General features: G+C 45.0%; 25 protein-coding genes. 21 read left to right on the forward strand and 4 right to left on the reverse strand.

The window, feature by feature from the left end; genetic code table 11:
* Positions 1 to 4 precede the first annotated feature (4 nt).
* The 4 genes from AC58QM_RS32740 (at position 5) to AC58QM_RS32755 (ending at position 1,904) form a co-directional block, all read left to right on the forward strand.
* Positions 5 to 655, forward strand: coding sequence for a CAP domain-containing protein (locus AC58QM_RS32740; protein WP_497288937.1), 651 nt, complete (start codon positions 5 to 7; stop codon positions 653 to 655).
* Between the two features lie 138 nt (positions 656 to 793).
* Complete coding sequence (locus tag AC58QM_RS32745; protein ID WP_497288938.1) at positions 794 to 1,249, forward strand: SRPBCC family protein; 456 nt, start codon at positions 794 to 796, stop codon at positions 1,247 to 1,249.
* 72 nt (positions 1,250 to 1,321) lie between these two features.
* Positions 1,322 to 1,477 carry a GNAT family N-acetyltransferase gene (locus tag AC58QM_RS32750; RefSeq protein ID WP_497288939.1) on the forward strand — a complete coding sequence of 52 codons (156 nt, stop codon included), beginning with the start codon at positions 1,322 to 1,324 and terminating at the stop codon, positions 1,475 to 1,477.
* Positions 1,478 to 1,529: 52 nt separating this feature from the next.
* Positions 1,530 to 1,904, forward strand: a complete 375-nt coding sequence (locus tag AC58QM_RS32755) for a group-specific protein (RefSeq protein WP_497288940.1) — start codon at positions 1,530 to 1,532, stop codon at positions 1,902 to 1,904.
* Between the two features lie 348 nt (positions 1,905 to 2,252).
* On the opposite strand, the gene AC58QM_RS32760 is transcribed toward AC58QM_RS32755, so the two are convergent.
* Positions 2,253 to 3,086: a sugar phosphate isomerase/epimerase family protein gene (locus tag AC58QM_RS32760; RefSeq protein ID WP_497288941.1), complete on the reverse strand. Its 834-nt coding sequence runs from the start codon at positions 3,084 to 3,086 to the stop codon at positions 2,253 to 2,255.
* Positions 3,087 to 3,188: 102 nt separating this feature from the next.
* A complete protein-coding gene (locus AC58QM_RS32765; RefSeq protein ID WP_497288942.1) occupies positions 3,189 to 4,085 on the reverse strand; it encodes a helix-turn-helix domain-containing protein in 897 nt (298 codons plus the stop codon).
* A 173-nt stretch (positions 4,086 to 4,258) separates the two neighbouring features.
* Between AC58QM_RS32765 and AC58QM_RS32770 the strand changes: the two genes are divergently transcribed.
* The 12 genes from AC58QM_RS32770 (at position 4,259) to AC58QM_RS32825 (ending at position 15,409) form a co-directional block, all read left to right on the forward strand.
* Positions 4,259 to 6,370, forward strand: a complete 2,112-nt coding sequence (locus AC58QM_RS32770; protein ID WP_497288943.1) for a glycoside hydrolase family 52 protein — start codon at positions 4,259 to 4,261, stop codon at positions 6,368 to 6,370.
* Between the two features lie 103 nt (positions 6,371 to 6,473).
* Positions 6,474 to 6,926: an NUDIX hydrolase gene (locus AC58QM_RS32775; protein WP_497288944.1), complete on the forward strand. Its 453-nt coding sequence runs from the start codon at positions 6,474 to 6,476 to the stop codon at positions 6,924 to 6,926.
* Positions 6,926 to 7,933: a phosphotransferase enzyme family protein gene (locus AC58QM_RS32780; RefSeq protein ID WP_497288945.1), complete on the forward strand. Its 1,008-nt coding sequence runs from the start codon at positions 6,926 to 6,928 to the stop codon at positions 7,931 to 7,933. The genes AC58QM_RS32775 and AC58QM_RS32780 overlap by 1 nt, the downstream gene beginning before the upstream one ends.
* 31 nt (positions 7,934 to 7,964) lie before the next feature.
* On the forward strand, positions 7,965 to 8,546 hold the full coding sequence (locus tag AC58QM_RS32785) for a YdeI/OmpD-associated family protein (protein WP_497288946.1): 582 nt from the start codon (positions 7,965 to 7,967) through the stop codon (positions 8,544 to 8,546).
* A 23-nt stretch (positions 8,547 to 8,569) separates the two neighbouring features.
* Complete coding sequence (locus tag AC58QM_RS32790) at positions 8,570 to 8,902, forward strand: low molecular weight protein tyrosine phosphatase family protein (protein ID WP_497288963.1); 333 nt, start codon at positions 8,570 to 8,572, stop codon at positions 8,900 to 8,902.
* 60 nt (positions 8,903 to 8,962) lie between these two features.
* The gene (locus AC58QM_RS32795) at positions 8,963 to 10,135 is read left to right on the forward strand and encodes an alanyl-tRNA editing protein (protein ID WP_497288947.1); all 1,173 of its coding nucleotides are present in this window, start codon (positions 8,963 to 8,965) and stop codon (positions 10,133 to 10,135) included.
* A 153-nt stretch (positions 10,136 to 10,288) separates the two neighbouring features.
* The gene (locus AC58QM_RS32800) at positions 10,289 to 12,181 is read left to right on the forward strand and encodes a hypothetical protein (protein WP_497288948.1); all 1,893 of its coding nucleotides are present in this window, start codon (positions 10,289 to 10,291) and stop codon (positions 12,179 to 12,181) included.
* Positions 12,182 to 12,239: 58 nt separating this feature from the next.
* On the forward strand, positions 12,240 to 12,689 hold the full coding sequence (locus tag AC58QM_RS32805; protein ID WP_497288949.1) for a hypothetical protein: 450 nt from the start codon (positions 12,240 to 12,242) through the stop codon (positions 12,687 to 12,689).
* A 66-nt stretch (positions 12,690 to 12,755) separates the two neighbouring features.
* Positions 12,756 to 13,154 (forward strand): RrF2 family transcriptional regulator, encoded by a 399-nt coding sequence (locus AC58QM_RS32810; RefSeq protein WP_497288950.1) that lies wholly within the window; start codon positions 12,756 to 12,758, stop codon positions 13,152 to 13,154.
* Positions 13,155 to 13,234: 80 nt separating this feature from the next.
* The gene (locus tag AC58QM_RS32815; RefSeq protein ID WP_497288951.1) at positions 13,235 to 14,143 is read left to right on the forward strand and encodes an NAD(P)/FAD-dependent oxidoreductase; all 909 of its coding nucleotides are present in this window, start codon (positions 13,235 to 13,237) and stop codon (positions 14,141 to 14,143) included.
* A 44-nt stretch (positions 14,144 to 14,187) separates the two neighbouring features.
* Positions 14,188 to 14,889, forward strand: coding sequence for a class I SAM-dependent methyltransferase (locus AC58QM_RS32820; protein ID WP_497288952.1), 702 nt, complete (start codon positions 14,188 to 14,190; stop codon positions 14,887 to 14,889).
* A 16-nt stretch (positions 14,890 to 14,905) separates the two neighbouring features.
* Complete coding sequence (locus tag AC58QM_RS32825) at positions 14,906 to 15,409, forward strand: GNAT family N-acetyltransferase (protein ID WP_497288953.1); 504 nt, start codon at positions 14,906 to 14,908, stop codon at positions 15,407 to 15,409.
* A 54-nt stretch (positions 15,410 to 15,463) separates the two neighbouring features.
* Here AC58QM_RS32825 and AC58QM_RS32830 read toward each other — a convergent pair whose 3' ends face one another.
* Positions 15,464 to 17,317, reverse strand: a complete 1,854-nt coding sequence (locus AC58QM_RS32830) for an ABC transporter ATP-binding protein (protein WP_497288954.1) — start codon at positions 17,315 to 17,317, stop codon at positions 15,464 to 15,466.
* Positions 17,301 to 19,049 carry an ABC transporter ATP-binding protein gene (locus AC58QM_RS32835; protein ID WP_497288955.1) on the reverse strand — a complete coding sequence of 583 codons (1,749 nt, stop codon included), beginning with the start codon at positions 19,047 to 19,049 and terminating at the stop codon, positions 17,301 to 17,303. Before AC58QM_RS32835 ends, AC58QM_RS32830 begins: the two co-directional genes overlap by 17 nt.
* Positions 19,050 to 19,459: 410 nt before the next feature.
* Here AC58QM_RS32835 and AC58QM_RS32840 point away from each other — a divergent pair, with 410 nt between their 5' ends.
* The 5 genes from AC58QM_RS32840 to AC58QM_RS32860 all read left to right on the forward strand — a co-directional run bounded on the left by AC58QM_RS32840 (position 19,460) and on the right by AC58QM_RS32860 (position 23,959).
* A complete protein-coding gene (locus AC58QM_RS32840) occupies positions 19,460 to 20,788 on the forward strand; it encodes an ABC transporter substrate-binding protein (RefSeq protein WP_497288956.1) in 1,329 nt (442 codons plus the stop codon).
* A 72-nt stretch (positions 20,789 to 20,860) separates the two neighbouring features.
* A complete protein-coding gene (locus tag AC58QM_RS32845) occupies positions 20,861 to 21,757 on the forward strand; it encodes a carbohydrate ABC transporter permease (protein ID WP_497288957.1) in 897 nt (298 codons plus the stop codon).
* Positions 21,758 to 21,763: 6 nt separating this feature from the next.
* On the forward strand, positions 21,764 to 22,594 hold the full coding sequence (locus tag AC58QM_RS32850) for a carbohydrate ABC transporter permease (protein ID WP_497288958.1): 831 nt from the start codon (positions 21,764 to 21,766) through the stop codon (positions 22,592 to 22,594).
* Between the two features lie 34 nt (positions 22,595 to 22,628).
* Positions 22,629 to 23,687, forward strand: a complete 1,059-nt coding sequence (locus AC58QM_RS32855; RefSeq protein WP_497288959.1) for a glycoside hydrolase family 43 protein — start codon at positions 22,629 to 22,631, stop codon at positions 23,685 to 23,687.
* An 83-nt stretch (positions 23,688 to 23,770) separates the two neighbouring features.
* The gene (locus AC58QM_RS32860) at positions 23,771 to 23,959 is read left to right on the forward strand and encodes a hypothetical protein (RefSeq protein WP_497288960.1); all 189 of its coding nucleotides are present in this window, start codon (positions 23,771 to 23,773) and stop codon (positions 23,957 to 23,959) included.
* The last annotated feature ends 97 nt before the right edge of the window (positions 23,960 to 24,056 follow it).

Consider the following 24,056-nt stretch of genomic DNA (forward strand, 5'->3'; position numbering starts at 1 on the left):
ATGTATGAAAAGGTACAAAAAGTTTGTAGTGACAGGTGCACTAGGTTTGAGCGTCCTAATGGGTGCGAACGCAGCTTGGGCAGCAACAGGCACGCATACGGTGTCCGGTAATGATACCATGTGGTTAATCTCGAAGAAGTATGGTGTTAGCCTGACTGAATTAATTAAAGCCAACCCTCAGGTTGCTAACCCGAACATCATTTGGTCAGGAATGAAACTCACGATTCCTGGAAGTACAAGCTCGAACGTTGTTGCCAAACCAGCAGTTCCGACTGCGCCAACGCAATCATCTTTTGCTAGTCAAGTGGTTAACTTAGTGAATCAAGAACGTACGAAAGCTGGTCTGAAGCCATTAGCCAGTAACACCGCACTTACCGCGATGGCGCTGGATAAAGCGAAGGACATGTACAACAAAGGCTACTTTGATCATACTTCGCCGACCTATGGTTCACCGTTTGACATGATGAGTGCCTATGGAATTAGCTATTCCTATGCAGGTGAAAACATTGCAAAAGGTCAGCAAACACCTCAAGCCGTTATGACAGCATGGATGAACAGCGCGGGTCACCGTCAAAATATATTAAGCCCCAACTTCACGCAAATTGGCGTTGCCTATTATAATGGTGAGTGGGTACAGGAATTCATAAGTAACTAATGAGTGAGGCAGCCTTCCTTTGGGGGGCTGTTTTTTCGTGTGAAGTTTTGCTTGGAAAAGGAGATAAGTGATGCGTGTCGAATTGGGAAGCGACTGGAACCGAGCAAGGAAATTCGAAGGAAACATGAGGAGAACATCATGATAAAAATATATACAGAAATCGAGATAGAAGCACCGATTGACGTTTGTTTTGATATGGCAAGCAATATTGATATCCATACTCAAACTGTTTGGCCTCACACAAAGGAGAGAGCGATCGCCGGAACTACTACGGGTCTGATAAGCGGAGGGGAAACGGTCACTTTTGAAGCGCGGCATTTCTTCATACGGCAAAAACATACGTCGCTCATCTCGCATTACGTTCGTCCTTATCACTTTGTTGATGAAATGCTGCAAGGTACTTTTAAAAGCATGCGGCATGAACATGAGTTTATTGATTTAGGAAATAGAACCTTAATGAAAGATACATTATGTTTCGAGGCTCCGCTAGGCTGGATAGGCTGGGTCGTTGAACGGGTAGTTTTGAGAAATTATATGAGGCGTTTCTTGATGTATCGGAATGAACAACTAAAGATATTGATTGAAAAAAGGTAATGAAAAGGGGCGAGAAGTGAGATGGCAAATGGGATTGCACGTGAACAACATCGAAATTAGGGATTTGCAAGAATGGCTATGGATAAGGCAATTGAAATTGCTACGGGTTATAACTGTTATAAAGTCATGCTCATGACAGGTTCGAAGAGAGAAGAAGTACTTCGTTTTTATGAAAAGTGTGGATTTAGCCAGGGGAAAAAGACAGGATTCATTCGGGAGTTAGAGTGAGGCAGACTGCTGAGAAAAGGATGTTTTCGGCGTGAGAAAGGAGGGAAGCTCATTGAAATTTTATATTGCATCTAGTTTCAAGAACATCGGCAATGTCAGAGAAGTCGCGCACCAATTGAAGTTACGTGGCTATAGGCAAACATATGACTGGACCGTTCATGCTGCCACTGCTACTCTCCAAGAACTCGCGGAAATCGGTCAAAGTGAGATGAGGGCTGTTTTTGAAGCAGACGTATTCATTATCATGCTGCCGGCGGGGAAGGGGAGTCATGTTGAAATGGGACTTGCTTTAGGAGCCAGGAAGACTATCTTTTTGTATTCTTCAACCTTTGAGCTAAATGATATCGAAAAAACGAGTACTTTTTATCAGTTGCCAGAGGTGAATAAAATTATGGGAACTATAGATGATTTGGTATCTCACTTATAAGGGGAACACCAATTCTTTCGCTCGAGTAAGTCAAAGATGGACATACTCGAGGGAAAGCAGTGAGTGGGAGAGCCGTAAGTCGAAAAAATCGACTTACAGGCTCGCAAGCATCGAAACGGAGAGCTGTAAGTCGAAAAAATCGACTTACAGGATCGCAAGCAGTGAAACGGAGAGCTGTAAGTCGAAAAAATCGACTTACAGGATCGCAAGCAGTGAATCGGAGAGCCGTAAGTCGAAAAAATCGACTTACAGGATCGCAAGCAGTGAATCGGAGAGCCGTAAGTCGAAAAAATCGACTTACAGGCTCGAAAACAACGAAACGGAGAGCCGTAAGTCGAAAAAATCCACTTACGTGCTCGCAAGCTGCTGCGAATCCGAGAATAGTACGTCGTACCTCGACTTAAAAGTCTGAAACATCCACAAATTCACGTCCCACAAGTCAGCCACCGGCTGCCTCGTGTAAGGCTGCACCTGCAAATACGGCGGCGGTCCGAATTCCGGCGTAAAGGTCATTGTATCCGCACCGGCATCGAAACGGTGCTGGCAGATTTTCAACCATAAGTCGATGAAGGTCTCCACATGCGCCGCGAATTCAGGTGCACGCGGGTCCGACACTTGCGGTCCTTCCTGGTACCCGACGCGTCCATGGATATGGATGGCTCGCGATAAGCTCAGCCGAACATCCTCGTCGTCGGGGCTCGGCATACTCTCGCAGGCTGCGCACCAATGGCTGAAATCGGCGCCGATCGCAAGCGTGGGCAGCTGCTTCAACACGGCCGCCGTTTGCCACGGCGTGAAAAAAGCTCGCCCCCGGTGCGTTTCGTGCGCGATCGGAATCCCGATCTCTTGCTCCACACGCAGCGCCGCTTCGAAGAAGCGCAGTTGCTCGTCAGCAGGCATTCGATCGGCCGCGCTGTGCGAATTGATCAGAACAGGCCGCAGTTCCGCCGCGCGAAGGACTTGCTCACGGAAGGAGCGGCTATGATCCGGTCCCCGAGTCACCACTTGCGCAATGAACGACAAGTTCATGTCGTCTAAGTCTTTTCGAAACGCAGCGTCATCCTTCGGATCGGAAGGAGGCGTGTATTCCACACCGTAGTAGCCAGCCTCAGCGATTTGAGCTAGTTTCCCTTCCCAGTTTCCGTTCCATTCCCACAAAGATTTATAACCGTGTAATTGCATATCCAATTCTCCTTATCTGATAGCTCTATAACATTATCTTTGAGTATAGATCGGGAGACGGGTATAAAACTTATGGTATCTTCAGCAATACGCAACCTATTTTCACCAAGACAGATGTCTGTAGGCGGTTGGGGATAAATTCGTCCATCGTTTGAATTGTTTGCTAAATTGCGACAAATCCTTATACCCCAGTTGATCAGCTATATGCTCGATAGACAGCGTAGGGTCCATTAGCATTAGCTTAGCTTGACGGAGCTTTACTGTACTTAAATAATGACGTGGCGAGACGCCATAAGCTTTGTGAAAAACGCGATTACAGTGAGCAGGACTATAACCAAGCTGCTTGGCAATGCGTGTAATTCGGAAAGGTTCCTGACCTTTCAGGGTAGATGCTTGTTGTTCAATTCGTGCAGCTAGTTGAGCCGCTAAGCCAGAGTCGCCCGTTTGCTGCGTAGAAACCTCATTTTCATCGAGTAATATCTCGCTTAACGCGGTGAAAATACGAAAGGAAGCATGCATCGTCTGCAGCTTTACATTCAGTCCGCTGGAGGTGTTTTCTCGAGCTATTTGTGCGAGATCCATCAAAATCGGGCGTAGTAGGCTTTCCATTTTGCTGCCAGATGGGTGAATGATTTGAGTAATTTGACTCAATTGCTGTCTAAACCACGGATCCATTACCTCTAGATGCACACACACATACTCCATCATATTGCCCTCAACTGCACCTAAGCTGGCATGCACTTCGTTGGGCAGAATCCAGACTAAATCACCTTGTTTTTGTACAAAATGCTTGTCGCCAACCCGCATACGCTGGGAACCGTCTACAACAAGATTCAGCTCAAACATCGGATGTTGATGCTCAGGAAAGGACCATTGCGCGTTAACCTTGCGAAGATGCGCGGCAAAGATACGAAAGGATGATTGCACATCAGGCAGCATGCCGCCATGAACGACGTTGTCGAGCCCACTGGGTAAAGGTTTTTGTTGATAAACTTCCATCTATAAGGCTCCTTTAAGAAGGTTATGATCTACTTGTACACCTACTATCTCACCTAACGAAGGTAGAAATCAAATGTTTCTTTTGTCCAAATGAAAGATTGTATTGCCCATGGGTTCAGGGTTTCGGTCATTGTATAATAAGGGCAAATGACGGAGAGGAGCATCATCCTGATATGAAGAATCAATTTTTCAACGCACATCATTCACCTGTTGGTGCATTTGCAAGCTTTACACTTGGATTTCCTGGGAAAAGCGGAGGCTTCGATTTAGAGCAAGCGCGTCCTCCTAAGCAAAATATATATATTGGTCTCGAAACCACCCAAGGTGGTACCTATGATGCACTGCCATTCTTTGAGAATGTTGGTGAAGACGAGAGTCTTCGTTACGATATTGAGAATCCAGATCCAAGACCGAAGAGAAAAAAGCTGTTGTTTCCTTTCGCAGATGAGGAGATTCGTCGAGATTTCAAAGTTAGCACAGATACGTGGAGAGCTGGTGATTTGGAATTTAGTCTTATTTCACCGACACAATCGGTGCCAGATCCAGCTACTGCTAGTGAAGATGAGCTTCGTTTAGCGCTCGTTCCGGCTGTTCTCGCTACAATTACCGTGGATAATACAAAAGGTACTTCCCCTAGAAGAGTATTCTTTGGGTATCAAGGAACGGATCCATACAGTGCGATGCGTAGGTTGGATGATACGATGGAAGGCGCCGCGGGTGTTGGACAAGGTCGGATTACGGCGATTGTTTCACGAGATCCAGAAGTGCGTTCGGGGATGTATTTCCGAATTGAAGATATTTTGGAAATGAAAATTGTGGAAAACTTGACCTTTGGTCTGGGTACTGTCGGCGCTTTGTTCGCAGACACACCTGCGGGTGAGAAGCGTACTTATCAGTTCGCGATTTGCTTCCATCGTTCAGGAATTGTTACTGCGGGAAAAGATGCCTCCTACACATATGCACGTTTATTCAAAAATATAGAAGCTGTGGCTGATTACGCCTTGGGCAACTTCGACAAGTTAGCTGCACTTGCTAAAACCGCAGACGCAAACATCGAAGATTCTCGCTTATCAGCGGATCAGAAATTTATGATGGCGCATGCCATCCGTAGTTACTATGGAAATACGCAGCTTTTGGATATGGATGATGAGCCATTCTGGATTGTCAATGAAGGCGAATATCGCATGATGAACACGTTCGATTTGACAGTTGATCAGTTATTTTATGAGCTGGCTGTGAATCCATGGACCGTTCGTAATGAGCTGGATATGTTCGTGAAACGGTATAGCTATGAAGATATGGTTCGTTTTCCAGACGATCCTACCGAATATCCGGGTGGTATCTCGTTTACACATGATATGGGAGTAGCCAACACGCTATCTCGCCCAAGTTACTCTGCCTATGAGCTTTATGGTTTGGACGACTGTTTCTCCCATATGACGCATGAGCAGTTGGTGAATTGGTCGTTGTGTGGAGCAACCTATGTGGCGCATACGAATGATCAAGCGTGGCTGCAAGCGAATCTTGCCATATTTGACAAGTGTTTAACAAGCATGCTCAATCGCGACAATCCAAATCCGGAGCTGCGAAATGGCGTTATGTCGTTAGACAGCTCACGCACCATGGGTGGAGCAGAAATCACGACTTACGACAGCCTAGACGTCTCATTAGGACAGTCACGGAACAATATTTACATGGCGGGGAAATGTTGGGCAGCTTATGTGGCCATGGAGTCTATTTTTGCTCAAAATGGCAGAGAAGATCTGGCGCTTATTGCCAGCGAGCAGGCGTTGAAGTGCGCGAAGACGGTTACGTCATACGTTACGGAAGATGGTTACATCCCTGCCGTCGTTGGCGAAGGGAATAATTCCAAAATCATTCCTGCGATTGAAGGCTTGGTATTCCCTTACTTCACAGGAAATAAGTCTGCACTTGATGTGAATGGTCGTTACGGCTTCTATATCGAAGCATTGAAGAAGCATCTAGATGTTGTGCTTGTTGAAGGCACTTGCTTGTTCGAAGATGGCGGCTGGAAGCTTTCCTCTACGAGCAACAACTCTTGGTTAAGCAAAATTTATTTGTGCCAATTCGTAGCACGCGAAATCCTTGATTTGGTTTGGGATGAGACAGGTGCTGCAGCGGATGCAGCCCATGTAGCCTGGTTAACACATCCAACCTTGTCTATTTGGAGCTGGAGTGATCAAATTATTTCCGGTGAAATCACGGGCAGCAAGTATTATCCTCGAGGTGTGACAAGCATTTTATGGCTGCAAGAAACGAAATAATCGCCTGTGAGCAACCAAAGCTAACCGCTTTGGTTGCTTTTTTGTTGGCACTATTTGTAAAATGGAAGTGATGAGTGTGTTGGACTGGGGGTAGATGGAACGAATGACGAAGAAAGAAATCTCAGCAGGCGGTGTCGTTTACCGTAAAATAGGGCAAGAAGTTCACATTTTGCTCATTGTGGATCGGTATCGCAAGCTGGCTTTTGCTAAGGGAAGAATGGAAGCTGGAGAGACTATTGAGCAGGCTGCGCTTAGGGAAATTAGAGAAGAAACGAACATCATAGGCAGGATCATTCAGCCGCTGACCATTAATTATTATCAGTTCGAGCATTCGGAGCATGGGCATGTTGAGAAAGAGACTCATTATTTTTTAGTTGAAGCGGTCAGTGGAGAACTCAAAGCTCAAACCGAAGAGATCCGTGATGTTCAGTGGCATAACGCGGAGGACGCGTGGACTTTACATAATCAGAATGGCTATGAGAATAATCGTGTTATTTTGAAAATGGCGTTAGAAAGCTTAGGTTTCTTAGGAGATAGAAGCGAAATGAAGGTATAATGAATGGGAATCAAGAGGTTCGAATCGATCAGGTATTGGATGAAATAATCACAAGAGTAGAAATGAAATTTGGGATGAGCGTTGATGAGACAAATATCCTCACCAAGGGTTGGCTAAATGTAAAATGGCATTTTGTGATCCAACCCGATAACACTTCAGTGTTTGTAAAATATTATCACCCTGATCGTTACAAGCTGCATCTACCGGAAAGACGGGCTAAGATTGAAAAGACACTCCGTATGCAACAGCGCTTATATGAGCGGGGATGTACGTGTCCGAGGGTTTACGAAGATAAGGGGACTTTTATCCAAGAAACACCGAGTGGCTTTTTATTTGCAATGATGGATTGGGTTCAGGGAAATGTTAGAGAAGCAGGGAAAATGAGTATAGCTGAGATGTATGATTTTGGGAAGAAGACAGGACGAATGCATCAGCTTCTCCGTGAGGAAGAACTGGATTCAAGTGCTTGGCATCCTGATCAAGCAGCATGTTTGACTGATTTACATCGTAATTTGACACAAGCAAAAGATGAGCAATGCCATCCATTAATTGAACTTCTTGAGCAAGCTATACATCATGTAGAGATGTTGGATTTTAATATATTTGAGGACAGTCAGGTAGGTTGGACACATTGGGATTTGTGGGCGGATAATGTCATATTGCACGAAAATAAAATTGCAGGCATTGTTGATTTTGACAGAATGGCTGTGGCTTACCCGGAAATTGACGTAGCACGTGCGATCCTATCAGGTGCATTTGATGCAGGAGGCATACGAGTAGATGCCGTTCAAGCCTATGTTGCCGGATATCGTGAGTATATGGAAATACCGTCTGGACTTATTTTACGCAGTTTTAAAATGTTATATCTCATCGAGTCTATCTGGTGGCTACGTACTTCCGTACTTCGTGATACTGCTGTTCCTAAGCGGTTTCTGGAAGAAATGATTTGGCTGACTCAGCATTGGGACGAGCTCCCAAACTTATTTAATGATTATTCATTTACATAAATTAGCAACAGGATGACTAGGAGGCGATAGATTGAACACGAAAAACGAATTGCCGCAGATGCATTTTGAGGATCAACTTGCTTTTGAAAATTGGCTTGCGCTTCATCATAACTCTTCACCTGGTCTTCGATTGCAGATCGCGAAGAAAGGTGCTCGCATGAAATCAGTTTCTTATGATCAGGCACTTGAGAGTGCTTTGTGCTATGGTTGGATTGACAGTCAAAAAGAAAAAGCAGACGAGCATTCATGGCTTCAGCGCTTTACGCCTCGTGGTGTTAGAAGCATTTGGTCCAAAGTGAATAAAGACAAGGCTGAGCTTCTGATTGCAAATGGCAGAATGAAGCCTTCCGGCTTGAAGGCGATTGAGGCAGCCAAGAAGAATGGGCAGTGGGAGAAAGCCTACGAACCGCAGAGTAATGCCTCCTTGCCAGCGGATTTTGCTTTGGAACTAGAGCGAAATCGTGAAGCGAAAGCCTTCTATGATACGCTGGATCGGCAGAACCAATATGCCATTACGTTCCGAATTCATACGGCGAAGAAGCAAGAAACACGTGTGAAGCGAATACAAGAATTTATTTTGATGCTGGAAAATGGGGAGAAGATTTATCCTTAGCATTGAACCTAATTCACTCAGGAGTGGTTAAAACGAAAATCTTGTTTATTTGTAGTAAAAACAAATGGAGAAGCTTAACGGCTGAGAACATTTTTGATAAGCGTAATGATTACATAGTTAAATCTGCGGGCACAGAAGATGGCGCAAGAATTCGAGTGACGGAAGGCCATATTGGTTGGGCAGATTTAATATTTGTGATGGAAAAAAAGCATTTGAGAAGATTAAAAGATAAATTTCAAACGGAAATCGCTAATAAACGGATTATTAATTTGGATATACCGGATGATTATCAATTCATGGATGAAGAATTAATTGAAATTCTAGAAGCAAGAGTATCGGAGTATATTGAGATTTAAGTGAAAGTCCGGAGTCGATCATCAAACGATTGCAGCATGATGGAGAGGAAAACGAACAACATGACGAAAAAGCTATATTATGATTCAGCCTATACGAAGGAATGGCAGACTACTATCCGCGAAAAGATTGAACGAGAGGATGGCAACTATGTCCTCTTGGAGGAGACAGCGTTTTATCCGCATGGGGGTGGACAGCCCTGTGATGCCGGTGAAATCAACGGAATTCCTGTCTTGGATGTACTTCTGGAGGAGGATGAAGTTCTCCATAAGGTAGACAGAATGCCAGAAGGAACTAGTGCGACTTGCCAAATAGACTGGCAGCTTAGATTTGACCATATGCAGCAGCATAGCGGGCAGCACCTGCTTTCGGCTGTATGTCGTGATCTATATGAAGCGAATACGGTTAGTTTTCATCTAGGGACCGACTACTGCACAATTGATGTAGAGACGCTTGATTTGGAGACGAGTAAGTTGGCAGCGATCGAGAAGGAAGTAAACCGCATGATTTACGAGAATCGAGCGATTACTAGCTATTTCGTTAGCCCTGAGAAGTTGGCTGAGCTGCCACTAGTCAAACAACCGAAGGTGACGAAGAACATTCGTATCGTGGAGATGGATGGTGTGGAGTATAATGCTTGCGGTGGTACGCATGTTTCCTCGACGGGTGAAATCGGGATGATTAAGCTGTTGAAAACGGAGAAACAGAAAGGAAATACACGTATTTACTTCCTCTGCGGTTTCCGAGCATTAACTGAGTTTAACGAGAATGTGAGAATACTAGGCACGTTATCCGCCAAATTCAACACAGGTAAAGATGAGATCATGGACCGTATTGAGAAGTGGGAGCATGATCACAAACAGGTTCAAACGGAACTCAATGTGCTAAAAGAGAAGCTTGATGATTATCTGGCTGACGAACTTTTGGCTGACTGTAAGGACGTCATTGCACACCAGTTCGTCGATAAATCCTTAAAAGACATGCAGAGCTTAGCAACGAAACTAGCTTCACGAACCGATTTGCCGATCTTATTTGTGACAACGATGGAGAACAAGGTTGTATTTGCACATAGTGGAAACTATTCCATGGCTTGCGGAGCATTTTTCAAAACCAATTTGGGGAAATTCCAAGGCAAGGGTGGTGGCAGCGATAAAATGGCGCAAGCCGGATTCGCAAGTAGCGAGGAAGCTTTAGCCTTTTATCATTTCGCAGAAGAGCAATTTAGAGGCAATTAAACTTGTGGCATGCATAACGCGAAGGAGGTGTCGGTCATTAAGCATAGCAGAAAACGCCCTATCGCCTTATTAGCTTCACTTATATTTTTCGCCTCATTATGTGAGGGAATCCTACCGCAAACTTCAAAGGCGGCTGAGATCACCTTACAAGATATGGCGAATTGGACTGTTTACGTGGGATCGCAAGTTCCAGAAGGTCTACGGATACCCGATACGATTGAACTTCTGAAAGACACGCCCTACTACGCGAACCCGGATGATCCTCAGGAAAAAGCGGAAGGTGTCTTTGCACCGCAATCCGTGCATGTTCTTAAGGGAGAAGCTTCTTGGTCCGTAAGTAGTGCCACCCAGTGGCAGATTGAGACGATGTACGGTCCACGGTGGGTTCGTCCTTATATGTGGGACATTGCCATATCGCAGCCAGATTCGATTATGCTAACGGAAGTGACACCGCTCTACCGAAGTCAGAATGACAAAGCAGCATCCGTTGCTTCTTTATCACCTCAACTCGTGGAAGTCGTTGATATGGAGGATAAATGGTTCGTTGGCGACAGCCGGAGCGGCAAAGCATGGGTGCAGATTCACACGACCTGGCTTGGCGATCTGTGGGCCCATATGCCAATCAATCGAATTAGTACGGTGCAACCGAAATCTCAACGTACACACTATAACGATGAGCCTTACTACCACGAGGTCGGTACCGCGCTTCAAGATAATGATCATACCGGTAGTGTTAATCACCTTGCCATTGGTAAATTAAGTAATGGTGATTATGAAATCATCTCCGAATTAACGACCGTTTATGATCGAAGTTTTCTTGTACGTACATCAGAAGGTGATCGATGGGTGCGAGGCACAGGGTCGATCATCACGGATACGAATGAGAAACTCGAATTGAAAGTAGAAACCCCACTTTTGTCTGATGTATGGTCGACGGATAATCAAGAACTGGACGTATTGAAAGGTGTTACTGTTACTGCATTTGAAACGATACAAGATCCGTTCAATGGGACTTGGTACCATGTCAGAACATTAGATGGCAACATCGGCTGGGTCAATAAACGTCGCGCTGAGCCGGAACATGCTGTTCCTATCCAATGGAAGATTAAGCTGTCTGGCGTAAAAGCACCGTTTCGTTATCCTGGGGTGAATTTTGCAGAGGAAAAGCCCAATCTGACAGCACAAACGGTTACTGCGATCGCGTATTGGGATGAACCTTCAGGAAATAAGTGGATTAAAATTCATACGGCCGACGGGGATGTCTGGATCACGATTTCACCGGACGACAGAATTCAAGATCCGGAAGCTACACTTCAGATCTCATATAATGAGCGAAATCTCGGCTTTGTGACGATTATTCCGCAAGGTCAAGATCTGACATTGTTCGGTCAGAACAAGATTGGCAATCGCTCAGAGAAAGGCACCGATTATCTATCTGTCGTTCAGCTTGCTAAAGCGCTTCATTATGAGTCAAAACCAGATGATAACACGCATTCACTTTCCATTTCCAAAGGGGATTATACGTTTGTACTTCAAGCAGGCCAACCAGAAGTCCAAATTGACTGGCACCATGTTTTTGAGAAAAAAGTACAGCTTAAAGAGTCCCCTCAAGTTTTGAATCGTGAGTGGTATTTGAACTTGGAAGACATGCGCAATTTGTTTGGCTTATCGCAAGAAAGCTCGCGAAATCCAGATTATTATTCACTAATCGAAAAAGACTATCTGGTCGAGCTCGCAAAATTCCCAGCGGTCAGCGCAGATAAGAAGATTGAGTTGCAGGCTTGGCTTTACGAGGCGTGGAGTCTACCGATAAATAAAACGCGATTGCCTGCGCTGTTAACAATCGAAGAGGCAGGCGATGATCCTGCCGACAGTTCAAATGCGCGGCAAGAGAGAATAGGGACGGAAGCGCAAGTAGCCATGGTATGGTATCAGCTTCATGCTTCTCGGACCTTACTTCCTGGTTATCACCAACTGAACGCTATTCTTCGTGTAGGTGAGCGGATCGTCTGGAAGCAAACATTCTCTGTGGATGTGCCTTCGTGATTTGAACACGTCATCCGCCAGCTTTCGGGGATAGCCAAACAATGATTAGGGGGCTGGTATGAAGACGCGATTGATCTTGATGATTGTAATTGTTGCCTTATTCATAGGTGCATATTTTATTAATGATCTATTTAGAATGGAACCTCCTAGACCGACTATTATGGCAGGGAATAATAAAATTAATTTCGCACAAGGCTCTTATTGTTGGAGTGGATTCGGGAGGGGGAAGTGCTCGGATATGCCCGCGCCACCAGATATGGTTAAATATCAGAACCTCATACCCGAAGTTGTCCCAGCCCAATCCCCCATAAAAATTACATTTAGAAACAAACCTAAGCGGGATACCTTAGGTGCAATGAAATGGACTAGTTCTAATGCATCCGAGGGTGTCCAAGTCAAGGATAATGTATTGACGGTTCCCAAAGAGAAAGGCGTCTATACGTATAGCATTTACGCCAATTGGCGGCGAGGAAGTTCCAGTTATGTTTTTGTAATTGAAGTTAAATAAAAAAACTTGCTAAACATGTGAATCAACGCTATTATAGACTCATAAAGTCCTTAATGGAGGTGCGAGATGAAATATTCACAGGCGACCGACTACGCCCTTCATGCCATGCTCTATCTAGTATCCTCAGCGGCTGACAAACCTGTTGGTGTGCAGTTGCTTGCTGAGAAGCTGAGTGTTTCCCAGACGTATCTATCTAAATTAATGACGAAGCTTGTCAAGGCCGGATTAATTCACTCTTCACCGGGCGCCAACGGCGGCTATCGGGTCAAGCGAAAGCAAGAGGAGATTTCATTTCTCGATATCATTCGTGCAATCGAAGGGACTGCTTCTTTGTTCGAATGCAGCTTTGATCATGGAAGTGAATGTCAGATTCAGCAGGTCGTCATGGATGCTGAGCGACAGTTGGAACACTATTTGGCAAATAAGAAAATAGCCGATTTGGTGCCTGCGCATAAGACGGAATAGTATCCGTCCTTTTTTTTAGTTAATTAAAGATATTAAGAGTCTATTAAGTCTCTAATAAGGTGAGAAAGTGAGGAAATAGTATGAAGTACGATTGTGTCATTATCGGCGGGGGACCGGCAGGTCTGAATGCAGCTCTTGTATTGGGCAGAGCAAGAAAAAAGGTGGTTGTTATTGATGAAGGGCGTCCGCGCAACCAGGTAACGCGTGAAACACACGGTTTTCTTACACGAGATGGCATTTCGCCAAGTGAATTTCGGCAGATCGCCAAAGATCAGATTCTTGCGTATCCTACTGTCTCATTTGTAGAAGATACGGCAATATCGATTTCAGGCAGCGATGGGGAATTTCAAATTAAAACGGCACAGGGAATGAGTTATGAAGGAAAGAAAGTGCTTTTTGCAATTGGGAAAAAAGACGTTCCAGTGCCTATTGACGGTTTGGCAGAGGTATACGGCAAGAGCGCATTTGTATGTCCGTATTGTGATGGGTGGGAACTCAGAGATCAAGCACTCGTGCTGATCGTGAATGGAGCTAGAGCGCTTCATTTAGCGAAAATGATTGCTGGCTGGACGAGTCAATTTACGATTTGTACGAATGGACCTGATGAAATGACGCCTGACGAGAAAGAGGAACTCATGCAACATAACGTCCCAATATTTGACTCACTAATTAGAAACATTGCTTCGAAGGAAGGAATCGTCCAGCATGTTGAGTTAGAAGATGGGACTCTCATTCCGTGTACTGGGATATTCTTTGGTCCGAAGCTTGTAATCGGTTCTGAACTGCCGCAATTGTTGGGTTGTGACATGACGGAATCGGAATCGGTTGTTGTGGATTCTTTTGGCAAAACGAGTGTTCCCGGTGTCTATAGCGCTGGAGATGCTGCGACAGAGATGTATCAAGTCATCATGGCGGCATCCTTAGGCGCGCTAGCTGGGATGTGCATCAACAATGAACTCCTTATGGAGGATTGGCACAAAACCAATTAAATTAAAGCATTTGTATTGTAATTGAAGAATGGAGATGGAGATAAATGAATAACGAATTAACACACAACGCTAGTAGGTCACATATGTACGATATGAAAGCTCGAATCTCGATACCATCGTATGATGCGTTATTTGCCATGATTCAGTCCTATTTCCGCGTACAATTGGAGGGGGCAGAAGCATCATTGCTGGTCATTGGCGCTGGTGGTGGAAATGAACTTACCGCATGGGGACCTGATAACCCAGCATGGACTTTCACAGGCATTGACATCTCGGAAGAGATGCTGAAAATCGCCCAACATAAAGCGAATCAACTTGGCATGGAAAACCGCGTTAACCTCATCCATGGAACGATTGATGAATTGCCGAAGACAGACGTGAAGTTCGATGCGGCAAGCTGTATCTTAGTTCTTCATTTTATCACGGATGTTCAGGAGAAATTGATGCTGCTTAGAACGATCAAAGCGCATTTGAAGCCAGACGCACCATTTGTACTGGTGAGCGCTTTCGGGGACCGAGACAGTAAGGAGCTGCTGGACAGATTACAGATTTGGAAAAGCTTCTGGTTGGATGCCGGAGACGAGGCCTCTTCAGTGAATGAAATGGTGAATAAAGCGCTTATGACCCTTTCATTCCTATCTGATGATCACATAGAAAAACTATTGACAGAAGCTGGATTTACGAATATAACTAGATTTTATACGACTGGACTTTTTGGTGGATGGATGTCAACCGCAGCTTTGTGATAGGGAGGAGAACGCATTGCATATTCGTATTTTGGATGAACAGGATGCTGCTTTATATCAGGCTTTAAGATTACGTGCTTTACAAGTCAATGCAGAAGCTTTTGGCTCCACATACGAGCGAGAGGTTCAATTTTCGATGGAATTGGTAGCCGAGCGCGTTAAACCAACGAACGAGAAGTTTGTTTTAGGGGCCATTCATGATAATAGTGATCTTGCTGGCATCGTAACATTTGTAAGAGAGAACGGTGTGAAATCTGCCCATAAAGGTAATGTTTATGGGATGTATGTGGCTGAAGAGGGTCGCGGACAAGGTTTGGGAAAATTGTTGATGCTTGAACTTATTCGCAGAGCGAAAGCGTACGAGGGACTCGAGCAGATCAACTTAGCTGTTATGTCGGATAATGAAGTAGCGAAGAAGCTTTACAAGTCGCTAGGATTTGAAGTGTATGGTGTGGAGTCTAACGCTTTAAAGTACAACGGGAAGTATTTCGATGAGGATTTCATGGTTCTGAAATTGTAAATGCATGGAACAAAGCAACCCCGGCTTCATAAACAAGCCGGGGTTAAGTGTGTTCTATTCGGGATGATTACTCTGTGTGACAAATTGATTGGAAAACATCCGATAATACGTGCCTTGCTGACTCATTAAGGCACTGTGATCGCCATGCTCCGCAATCTCACCGCGAGAAATAACCATGATTGTATCGGCATTTCGTATCGTATTCAAACGATGCGCAATGATAAAACTTGTTCGGCCCTTCATGATCGAGAGGAGGGCTTCTTGAATATGTAGTTCAGTCCGCGTATCGATAGAGCTAGTTGCCTCATCGAGAATGAGAATAGAGGGATCCGCCAGAATAACGCGCGCGATCGCGAGCAATTGGCGTTGTCCTTGGCTTAAATTTCCGCCGTTCTCGGAAAGCAGCGTATCATACCGCTTGGGCAGCCGGCTGATGAACGCATCCGCATTCGCGAGCTTCGCTGCTGCAAGTACTTCGCTATCTGTCGCTTCAGGCTTGCCGTACTTGATGTTCTCTTTAATCGTGCCGGAGAACAGGTACGTATCCTGCAGCACGATGCCAAAGCTGCGGCGAAGACTATTGCGGGTATACGATTTGATGTCTCTGCCGTCAATTAGGATTGTGCCGCTTGTCGCGTCATAGAAGCGGGTAACCAAATTGACGATGGTCGTCTTCCCAGCGCCAGTCGGACCGACGAGAGCAAGACTGCTTCCTGCTGGAGTTTCGAAGCTGACCTGATTAAGAATCGGCATATCGGGTCGATATCCGAAAGTCACATCCTGGAAGGTCACTTGGCCAATGGGTTTATCCAGATCAACCGCTCCTGGCTCGTCCTCCACTTCCTCGGCTTCATCTAATACCTCAAATGCACGTTCTGCCCCAGCCACACCGGATTGCAGGACGTTATAGGTGTTTGCAATCTCATTTAATGGTCTTACAAACTGCCGTGAATAGCTTAGAAAGCTTGCAATGACACCAACGGTTATGTGACCTTTCACAGCCAACACACCTCCGACGATCGCTACGGCGGAAAAGCCAATATTATTGATGACGCTTAGCAGTGGCATCAAAAATCCAGACCAGATTTGCGCCTTCAAGCCAACCTCATATAAGCGACCATTCACTTCATTGAATTCATGAACCGCTTTTCTCTCACGATTGAAGGCTTTTACAACAAGAAGACCTGAAATGGTTTCCTCAATATGACCATTCAGCTTGCCAAGTTGTGCTTGTTGTTCTTTGAATAGTACACGGGTGCGTTTGGTTATGGTTTTGGCCAACATGAATACGAGCGGAACGGTAATGAGACTGGCAAGCGTTAGCGTGGGACTTAGAACCAGCATCATGATTAAAGAACCGACAATGGCAATGGAACCTGACATCAACTGTGTTGTCGATTGTGAGATCGAGTTGCTTACGTTGTCAATATCATTCGACAGTCGACTCATAATATCTCCATGCGTACGTCCGTCGAAGAAAGAAAGCGGCAGTTTCTGGAGCTTGGCAAACATCGTTTGTCGTAGGCGTTTTACAACACGTTGCGCAAGTCCTGCCATGACCCAGCTTTGGAGGAAGGTAAGCCCGCCATCAGCAATGTAAGTGCTAATGAGAACAATCATCACCACATCGAAAACGCGATAATTCACTTGTCCCCCGGCCATGGCATCAATGGCAACACCAATGAGATAAGGGCCTGCTAAGGTTAAAGCTGAGTCTGCTAAGATAAACAGAAAGACAATGGTCAGCCATTTGCGTTCTGTCCCTAAATACGACCAGAGCCGAAGCAAGGTGCCTTTAAAGTTTTTGGGTTTTACCGTCGGAGCTCGTCCACCTCCTCGAGCCATCGGCCCCGTAATCATCGGAACATCAGGTGCTTGTTGACGAGAGCTTTCATTCGGCTTTGACATGATGAGGCAGCTCCTTTCCGAATTGGGATTGACATATTTCCACATAGACTTTACAGCTTTCTAGTAACATCTCGTGTGTACCGATGCCTACAATTTCACCATCGTCCATTACGACGATTTTATCCGCATCCATGACAGAGGTTATGCGCTGGGCAATGATTAAACAAGTTACGCCAGAAGCAAAGACTTTGAGAGATTTTTTGATTTCGGACTCGGTTGCTGTGTCGAGCGCGCTCGTACAATCATCTAGGATTAGGATATCTGGCTTCCGCACGAGTGCTCGGGCAATCGATAGTCGTTGTTTTTGTCCGCCAGATAAGTTCACACCTTTTTGTCCTAGTCGGGTGCCATAGCCTTCAGGGAAACCAACAATGAAGCTATGCGCTTGCGCCATAGTCGCAGCTTGTTCAATTTCATCGCGTGTCGCATGCTCATTACCCCATTGTAAATTCTCTTCAATAGTACCGCTGAATAGAATCGTATTCTGTGGCACAATGGCAATGCGATCTCGCAGTTTGGTGGGGTCTAATTGACGGATGTTCACACCATCCACACTGATCTCGCCAGAGCTTGTATCATAGAAACGGGGAACAAGACTTACAAGGCTGCTTTTCCCAGATCCGGTAGAGCCTATAATGCCAATGGTTTCGCCAGGGAGGCAGGTTAAGTTAATATGTTTCAAAACAGGTTCTCCAGCAGCCCCCTCATAGGAAAACGACACGTTCGCGAAGTCAATTCGACCGCCTTGGCGATGAGCAGGAAGTTCCGCTTTGTCATCCCAAGTCATTTCATTCAACTGACTGAACACTTCACCGATTCGAGTGGCGGATGCTTTCGCCCGAACGAACATATTAAAGACCATTGAAATGGTCAACAAAGCAAACAAAATTTGTGTCATATAGTTAACGAACGCTACGATATGCCCAACCTGCATCTGGTGTTGATTCACCCGCCAGGCTCCGAGCCAAAGCACAGCAACAATTCCAAAATTGACCGTCAGCAGGATGGAGGGGTTAAAGATGGCCAACAGCCTCGTCACTTGGATGGATTTGTCTTGATACTCGATATTGGTCTTTTGAAACTTCTCCGCTTCATGGTCGAAACGATTAAATGCTTTAACCACACGTACGCCAGACAAATACTCTCTAATGACGCGATTTACACCGTCCAGCGCTTTCTGAACGTTAACGTAACGGGCAAATCCGACTTTCAAGTTCAGTGCTACGAGTACACCAACGATAGGAACTACGATTAGTAGGACGACAGCTAAGTGCATATTCAGCCTTACGGCCATAATTAGACTGCCAATACAGAGGAGTGGAGCTTTTACAAAGATACGCATGAGTCCATTTACAAAGTTTTGAACTTGAGTCACATCATTCGTTAGTCGCGTAATTAAGGAAGCACGTTCAAATCGCTCGATATTGGTAAAAGAGAGGGATTGCATTTTTTCGAATAAATCGGCTCTAAGCTCTGTGCCGAATTTTTGTGAAACATGGCTGGCGACAATATTACGCATCGATGCTGCGACTGCACCGAAAGCTGTGATCATTAGCATAACGCCGCCCATTTGAAGAACATAATCAAGTCGTTTCTCCGCAACGCCGACATCCAAAATGTGAGACATAATCGTCGGTTGCAGCAAATCCGCAAGCGCTTCCAGCATGACGAAAAAAACAGCCACTAGAAACAGTTTCCAGTGCTTTCTAACATATTTCTTCATGAAATCCATCGTGCACACTCCTCTTTCGGCAGTCAACTACTCTCTTGAACGATACTCCCATTTTAGCAAATTGTCATCTTAACTCGTAACCATTTTCCTGAAAATATGTCCAATGGTTCATGAATATCGTCATGGTAACGCTTTCTGATAAACCTTATAGTTAAATTGTGGTTAATACAACGAATCAAGGAGGTATCAGAATTCTAATCAGCAAGTATACCAGGCAATTCATGAAGCTACGGGGATGGCAAGCAAAGGAAAGAGCGATCTAAGGTCCATTGGCGTGGGAACTCCTTAGAATCGCTCTCGGTAGTGAGAATGAATTTCTACTGAAATTCACAGCTCACTACAATTTTGACACAAATTCAACGAGTTAAGCAAGTACAAATTGTGTTTAAAATTGAAGGGAGATTATAACGATGGGAAAAATGAAAAGCGTACAACTGATGGGTGCAGCAAGTTTGTCGATGGCTTTGGTTTTAGCGGGATGTTCCTCCACGAAAACGGCCGAGACTTCACCAGCTGCAGCTACTCCAGCAGCTTCACAAGCAGCAGCGGCAACGAAAGCGCCTGAGCCTGCTAAAAGTGGTGAGAAAATAACCGTTAACTTCTGGAACCCGTTCTCTGGGAATGATGGTCCATTTATGAAGAAAATCGTGGATAACTACAATAAATCGCAAGACAAATATACAGTAAAAATGACCATTCAACCGAATGGCGACTACTACAAGCTGCTTGATACAGCCATTGCTACGAAAAAAGGTGTTCCAGATGTCGCGATTATGCATCTTGATCAAACGCCTACGTACATTGCGAAGGATCAGCTGCAACCTCTGGATGCTATTGCCAAAGCGGTTGGCGTTGAGAAAAGCAACTTTCCTCCAGCAACCGTAGAATACTCGACGAAAGACAATAACTGGTACAGCATTCCACTTGATATCCATCCGCTAGTCATGTACTACAACAAAGATTTGTTTAAAGCTGCCGGTATTACGAAAGTACCAACGAACCGTCAAGAGTTTGTTGATGCTGCAGTTAAGTTAACCGATGCTTCCAAAGGAGTTTGGGGAGCAGCAATGCCAACCTTCTGGATCCAAAACTTCTTGTTCCCAACTATTTTATTCCAAAATGGCGGCGATTTCTTAGATGATAAAGGCAACATCGCGTATAACTCACCAGCAGGTGTAGAAGCAGTTACTTTTATGAGAAGCCTAACAACGATGAAAGTTTCACCTCCAACCGTTGCAGCAGATGGCGATTTTAACCTGTTCCAACAAGGAAAAAGTGCGATGCACTTTAATGGTCCTTGGTCCAAGGATGCCTTCGATAAAGCGAAAATTAACTATGGTGTAGCTCCAGTTCCACAGCTTGGTACAGTTAAACAAGCGGTTTTCGGCGGATCCCATAACTTTGTTATTCCAAAAGGAACGACAGACGCGAATGTACTTGCCGGTGTAGGTGATTTCTTGAAATATGTGAATGCGAATTCCATTGACTGGGCAGAGTCTGGTCAAGCCGTTGCTTCCAAAGTTGTTCGCGACAGCGCAGCTTTCCAAGCAATGACACAGCAGCAAACAGAAGTAGCGAAAGAATTTGAGTATGTGAAATTTGCACCAAAAGTATTAAATTGGGGTCCGATTTCAGACAGTATTTGGAGCGAACTTGCGAATGCCCTTCAAGGTAAAAAAGAACCAAAAGCTGCGCTCGATGATGCAGCAGCCAAATCAACAGCAGCCATGAAGAAGTAACCATAGCTTATTATCATGGAAAGGCGGGTACCCAGTACCCGTCTTCCCTTTTAAAGAAGAGGAGGGAATCAAGTGCCTACCCCATCACATTGGAAATCAAAGCTGACATCAAGCTTATTCATATTACCTTATCTTATTGCTTTCTTAGCCTTCACACTGATCCCCATCATTTATGGGTTCATCATTAGCTTGAAGCAATACAATTTGCTAGATCCTGTGCATCCGTTCGTGGGACTCGATAATTACCGCAAAATATTTACGAGCGGAACGCAAGAGAATGATTTGTTTTTCATCGGAATGAAAGCGACCTTGAAATTCGTCGTGTTTTCAGTACCATTTTTAGTCATCGTAGGGCTTGGATTTGCCCTATTGTTAAATGCACTGCCAGCGAGATTACGATCCCTTTTTCGTTCGATCTATTTCATTCCATATGCCGTTTCTGCTACTGTTATGGCGGTCATTTGGAAGCGAATGTTCGATGTAACAGGCGGATTCTTTAATCTACTTCTTGCAAAAGTAGGCATTCGTGAGTTCGATCCGGTTCCGTGGCTTTTGGATACGCCGTTCGTGTGGTTTGCTCTAGTTATTGCAACCTTATGGTGGACGATCGGCTTCAACATGATCATTTTTGTAAATGCCCTGAATGGTGTGCCTGAGGATCTCTATGAGGCAGCCAAAATTGATGGTGCAAACGGTTGGGATCGACTGAAGGGGATTACGCTTCCTTTTATTAGACCTGTACTTATTTTTGTTTTGATTACCTCAACAATTGCCTCTTACAACGTCTTCGCTCAACCTAATCTGATGAGTAACGCAGGGGATGAGACCAAAGTGCTCTTGATGGGGATTTTGCAAACCGCATATACAGCTAGAGAAATCGGGTCCGCATCTGCGATGGCGATTCTCATGGGGTTAACGATCATGATCGTGTCTGTTATTCAATTCAAAGTCACGAGCCGGAAGGAGTAGAGGACGTTGAAATCACTAAAAATCTTTTATGTGCTGCTCGCTTCGATACTAGGGATCATTTTCATTTTGCCGATCTTATGGATGTTTTCCAATTCTTTTAAGACCGATATTGAAGTCATGTCACCTGTCTTTCATTTATTTCCACAAGAGTTTACATGGGACAATTTCCATACCATTTTTGTTGGCGGTGCTGTGGAGGTTCCGATTTTCCGTTGGATGTTTAACTCCTTTTTCGTAGGCTTTGCTGCGACACTCCTAATCATTCTACTGGATGCGATGGCTGCTTACGCGTTAGCGAAGTTGGATATTCCTTTTAAAAGAACACTATTTGCCCTATTCGTTGGATCGATGATGGTACCGGGCATTATTTCTTTCTTACCTCAATATTTAAATTTCAGTAATTTCAATCTGATTAATACGTATTATGTGCTCATCTTGCCATACTCGGGTGGGGCGCTCGGCGTGTTTATGTTAATTCAATTTTTTCAATCATTTCCCAATGAGATTATTGAGGCGGCACGGATTGACGGGGCTAATAAATGGCAAGTATTTACGTCGGTTTTGATGCCATCATCCATTTCCATTGTGACTACTCTGGCTATTTTCACATTTATGGGTGTTTTCAATGACTATGTATGGCCTTTCTTTACTGTGACTGATCTTGAGATGCGAACGTTAACGGCTGGTGTGGCAGTTATGGCTACAGGCAGTTTCACACAATCGTATGGTAAATTAATGGCATTAGCGACGCTATCGACGATTCCGACACTAATTATTTTCCTCATCGGTCAGAGACAATTTATTCAATCGATTACGGCAACTGGGGTCAAGCAATAGAGGTAGAGATGAGATGCGAGGTGAATAGGTAAAGGTGAGTTTATTCTTACGAAAATGTAGTGTGATAGGTTTAAGTTTGGTGCTGTTAGCCGGGTGTACGAAGGGAGCTGTGGAGAATCAAGTGAAGGAAACAAATAACGTTGTTTCACCGACAAAAGAAGCCAAAACATTTACCAATCCGATAATCGATAATGGTGCAGATCCCTGGGTGACTAGTAAGGACGGCACTTACTACTACACACATACAACGGGAAATTCCATCCGCGTGTGGAAATCGAAGACGCTAACTGGGTTGGCTGAGGCCGAGTATAAGGACGTCTGGTTCCCGCCAGTTTCCGGACCGAATACGTCCAATATTTGGGCGCCTGAATTACATTTCATTGCTGGAAAATGGTACATCTATTATGCCGCGGATGACGGCAAGAATGAGAACCATCGTATGTTTGTGCTAGAATCCGTAACGGATGATCCGCTTGGTGCTTACGTTGATAAAGGAATGATGGACACGGCTGGCCGCTGGGCAATTGACGGGACTACGCTGCAGAAGAAGGATGGATCGCTCTATTTCATCTGGTCGGGATGGGAGGGTGCCGTTAACGTGAGCCAGCACCTCTACATTGCACCGATGAGCAATCCTTACACAATTAGCGGAAAACCTGTGGAAATTTCACGTCCTACGTATGATTGGGAGCTGGTCGGCAATCCGACGATTAATGAAGGACCGCAGGTCTTGCTGCATGAGGATCGGATTTTTGTGATTTACTCAGCTAGTGGCAGCTGGACAGATGACTATTGTCTAGGCATGCTGAGCGCGGAAATGAGCAGTGATGTACTGAGTCCGGCTTCTTGGAAAAAGGGAGAGAAGGCTGTGTTTTCGAAAACAGCTCAAGTTTTCGGACCTGGACATAACTCGTTTGTGAAATCGGTGGATGGTAAAGAAGACTGGATCTTGTACCATGCGGCCAAGACGCAAGGATCCGGCTGGAATCGCAACGTGCGAATGCAGCCGTTTCAGTGGAATAAGGATGGTACGCCGAATTTCGGTACACCGATTGCAGAGGGCGTACCTGTTACGGTGCCAGGCGGGGAGTAAAATGGGATGGCTTACAGCGCGCGAGGCAGCAATTGCCGGCTGTAAGTCGATATTATCGAGTTACGTAAGAGGAAGAGCAGCAGTTGGCCGCTGTAAGTCGATTTTATCGACTTACAGAAGAAGAAAGGCAGCAGTTGCTTGCTGTAAGCCGATTTTATCCAGTTACGGAAGAGGAAAGGCAGCAGTTGCTCGCTGTAAGTCGATTTTATCGACTTACGGAAGAAGAAAGGCAGCTGTTGGCCGCTGTAAGTCGATTTTTGCACCTAGAATAAAAAGTGGACGTCTCTTAGTGTAGAAGTAATAATAATCTTAACTATGAACTAAGAGGTGTTTGTCCATGAGCGATTCAAGACAACGATATAATGAAAC

This window comes from Paenibacillus sp. J22P165 (assembly GCF_059692015.1).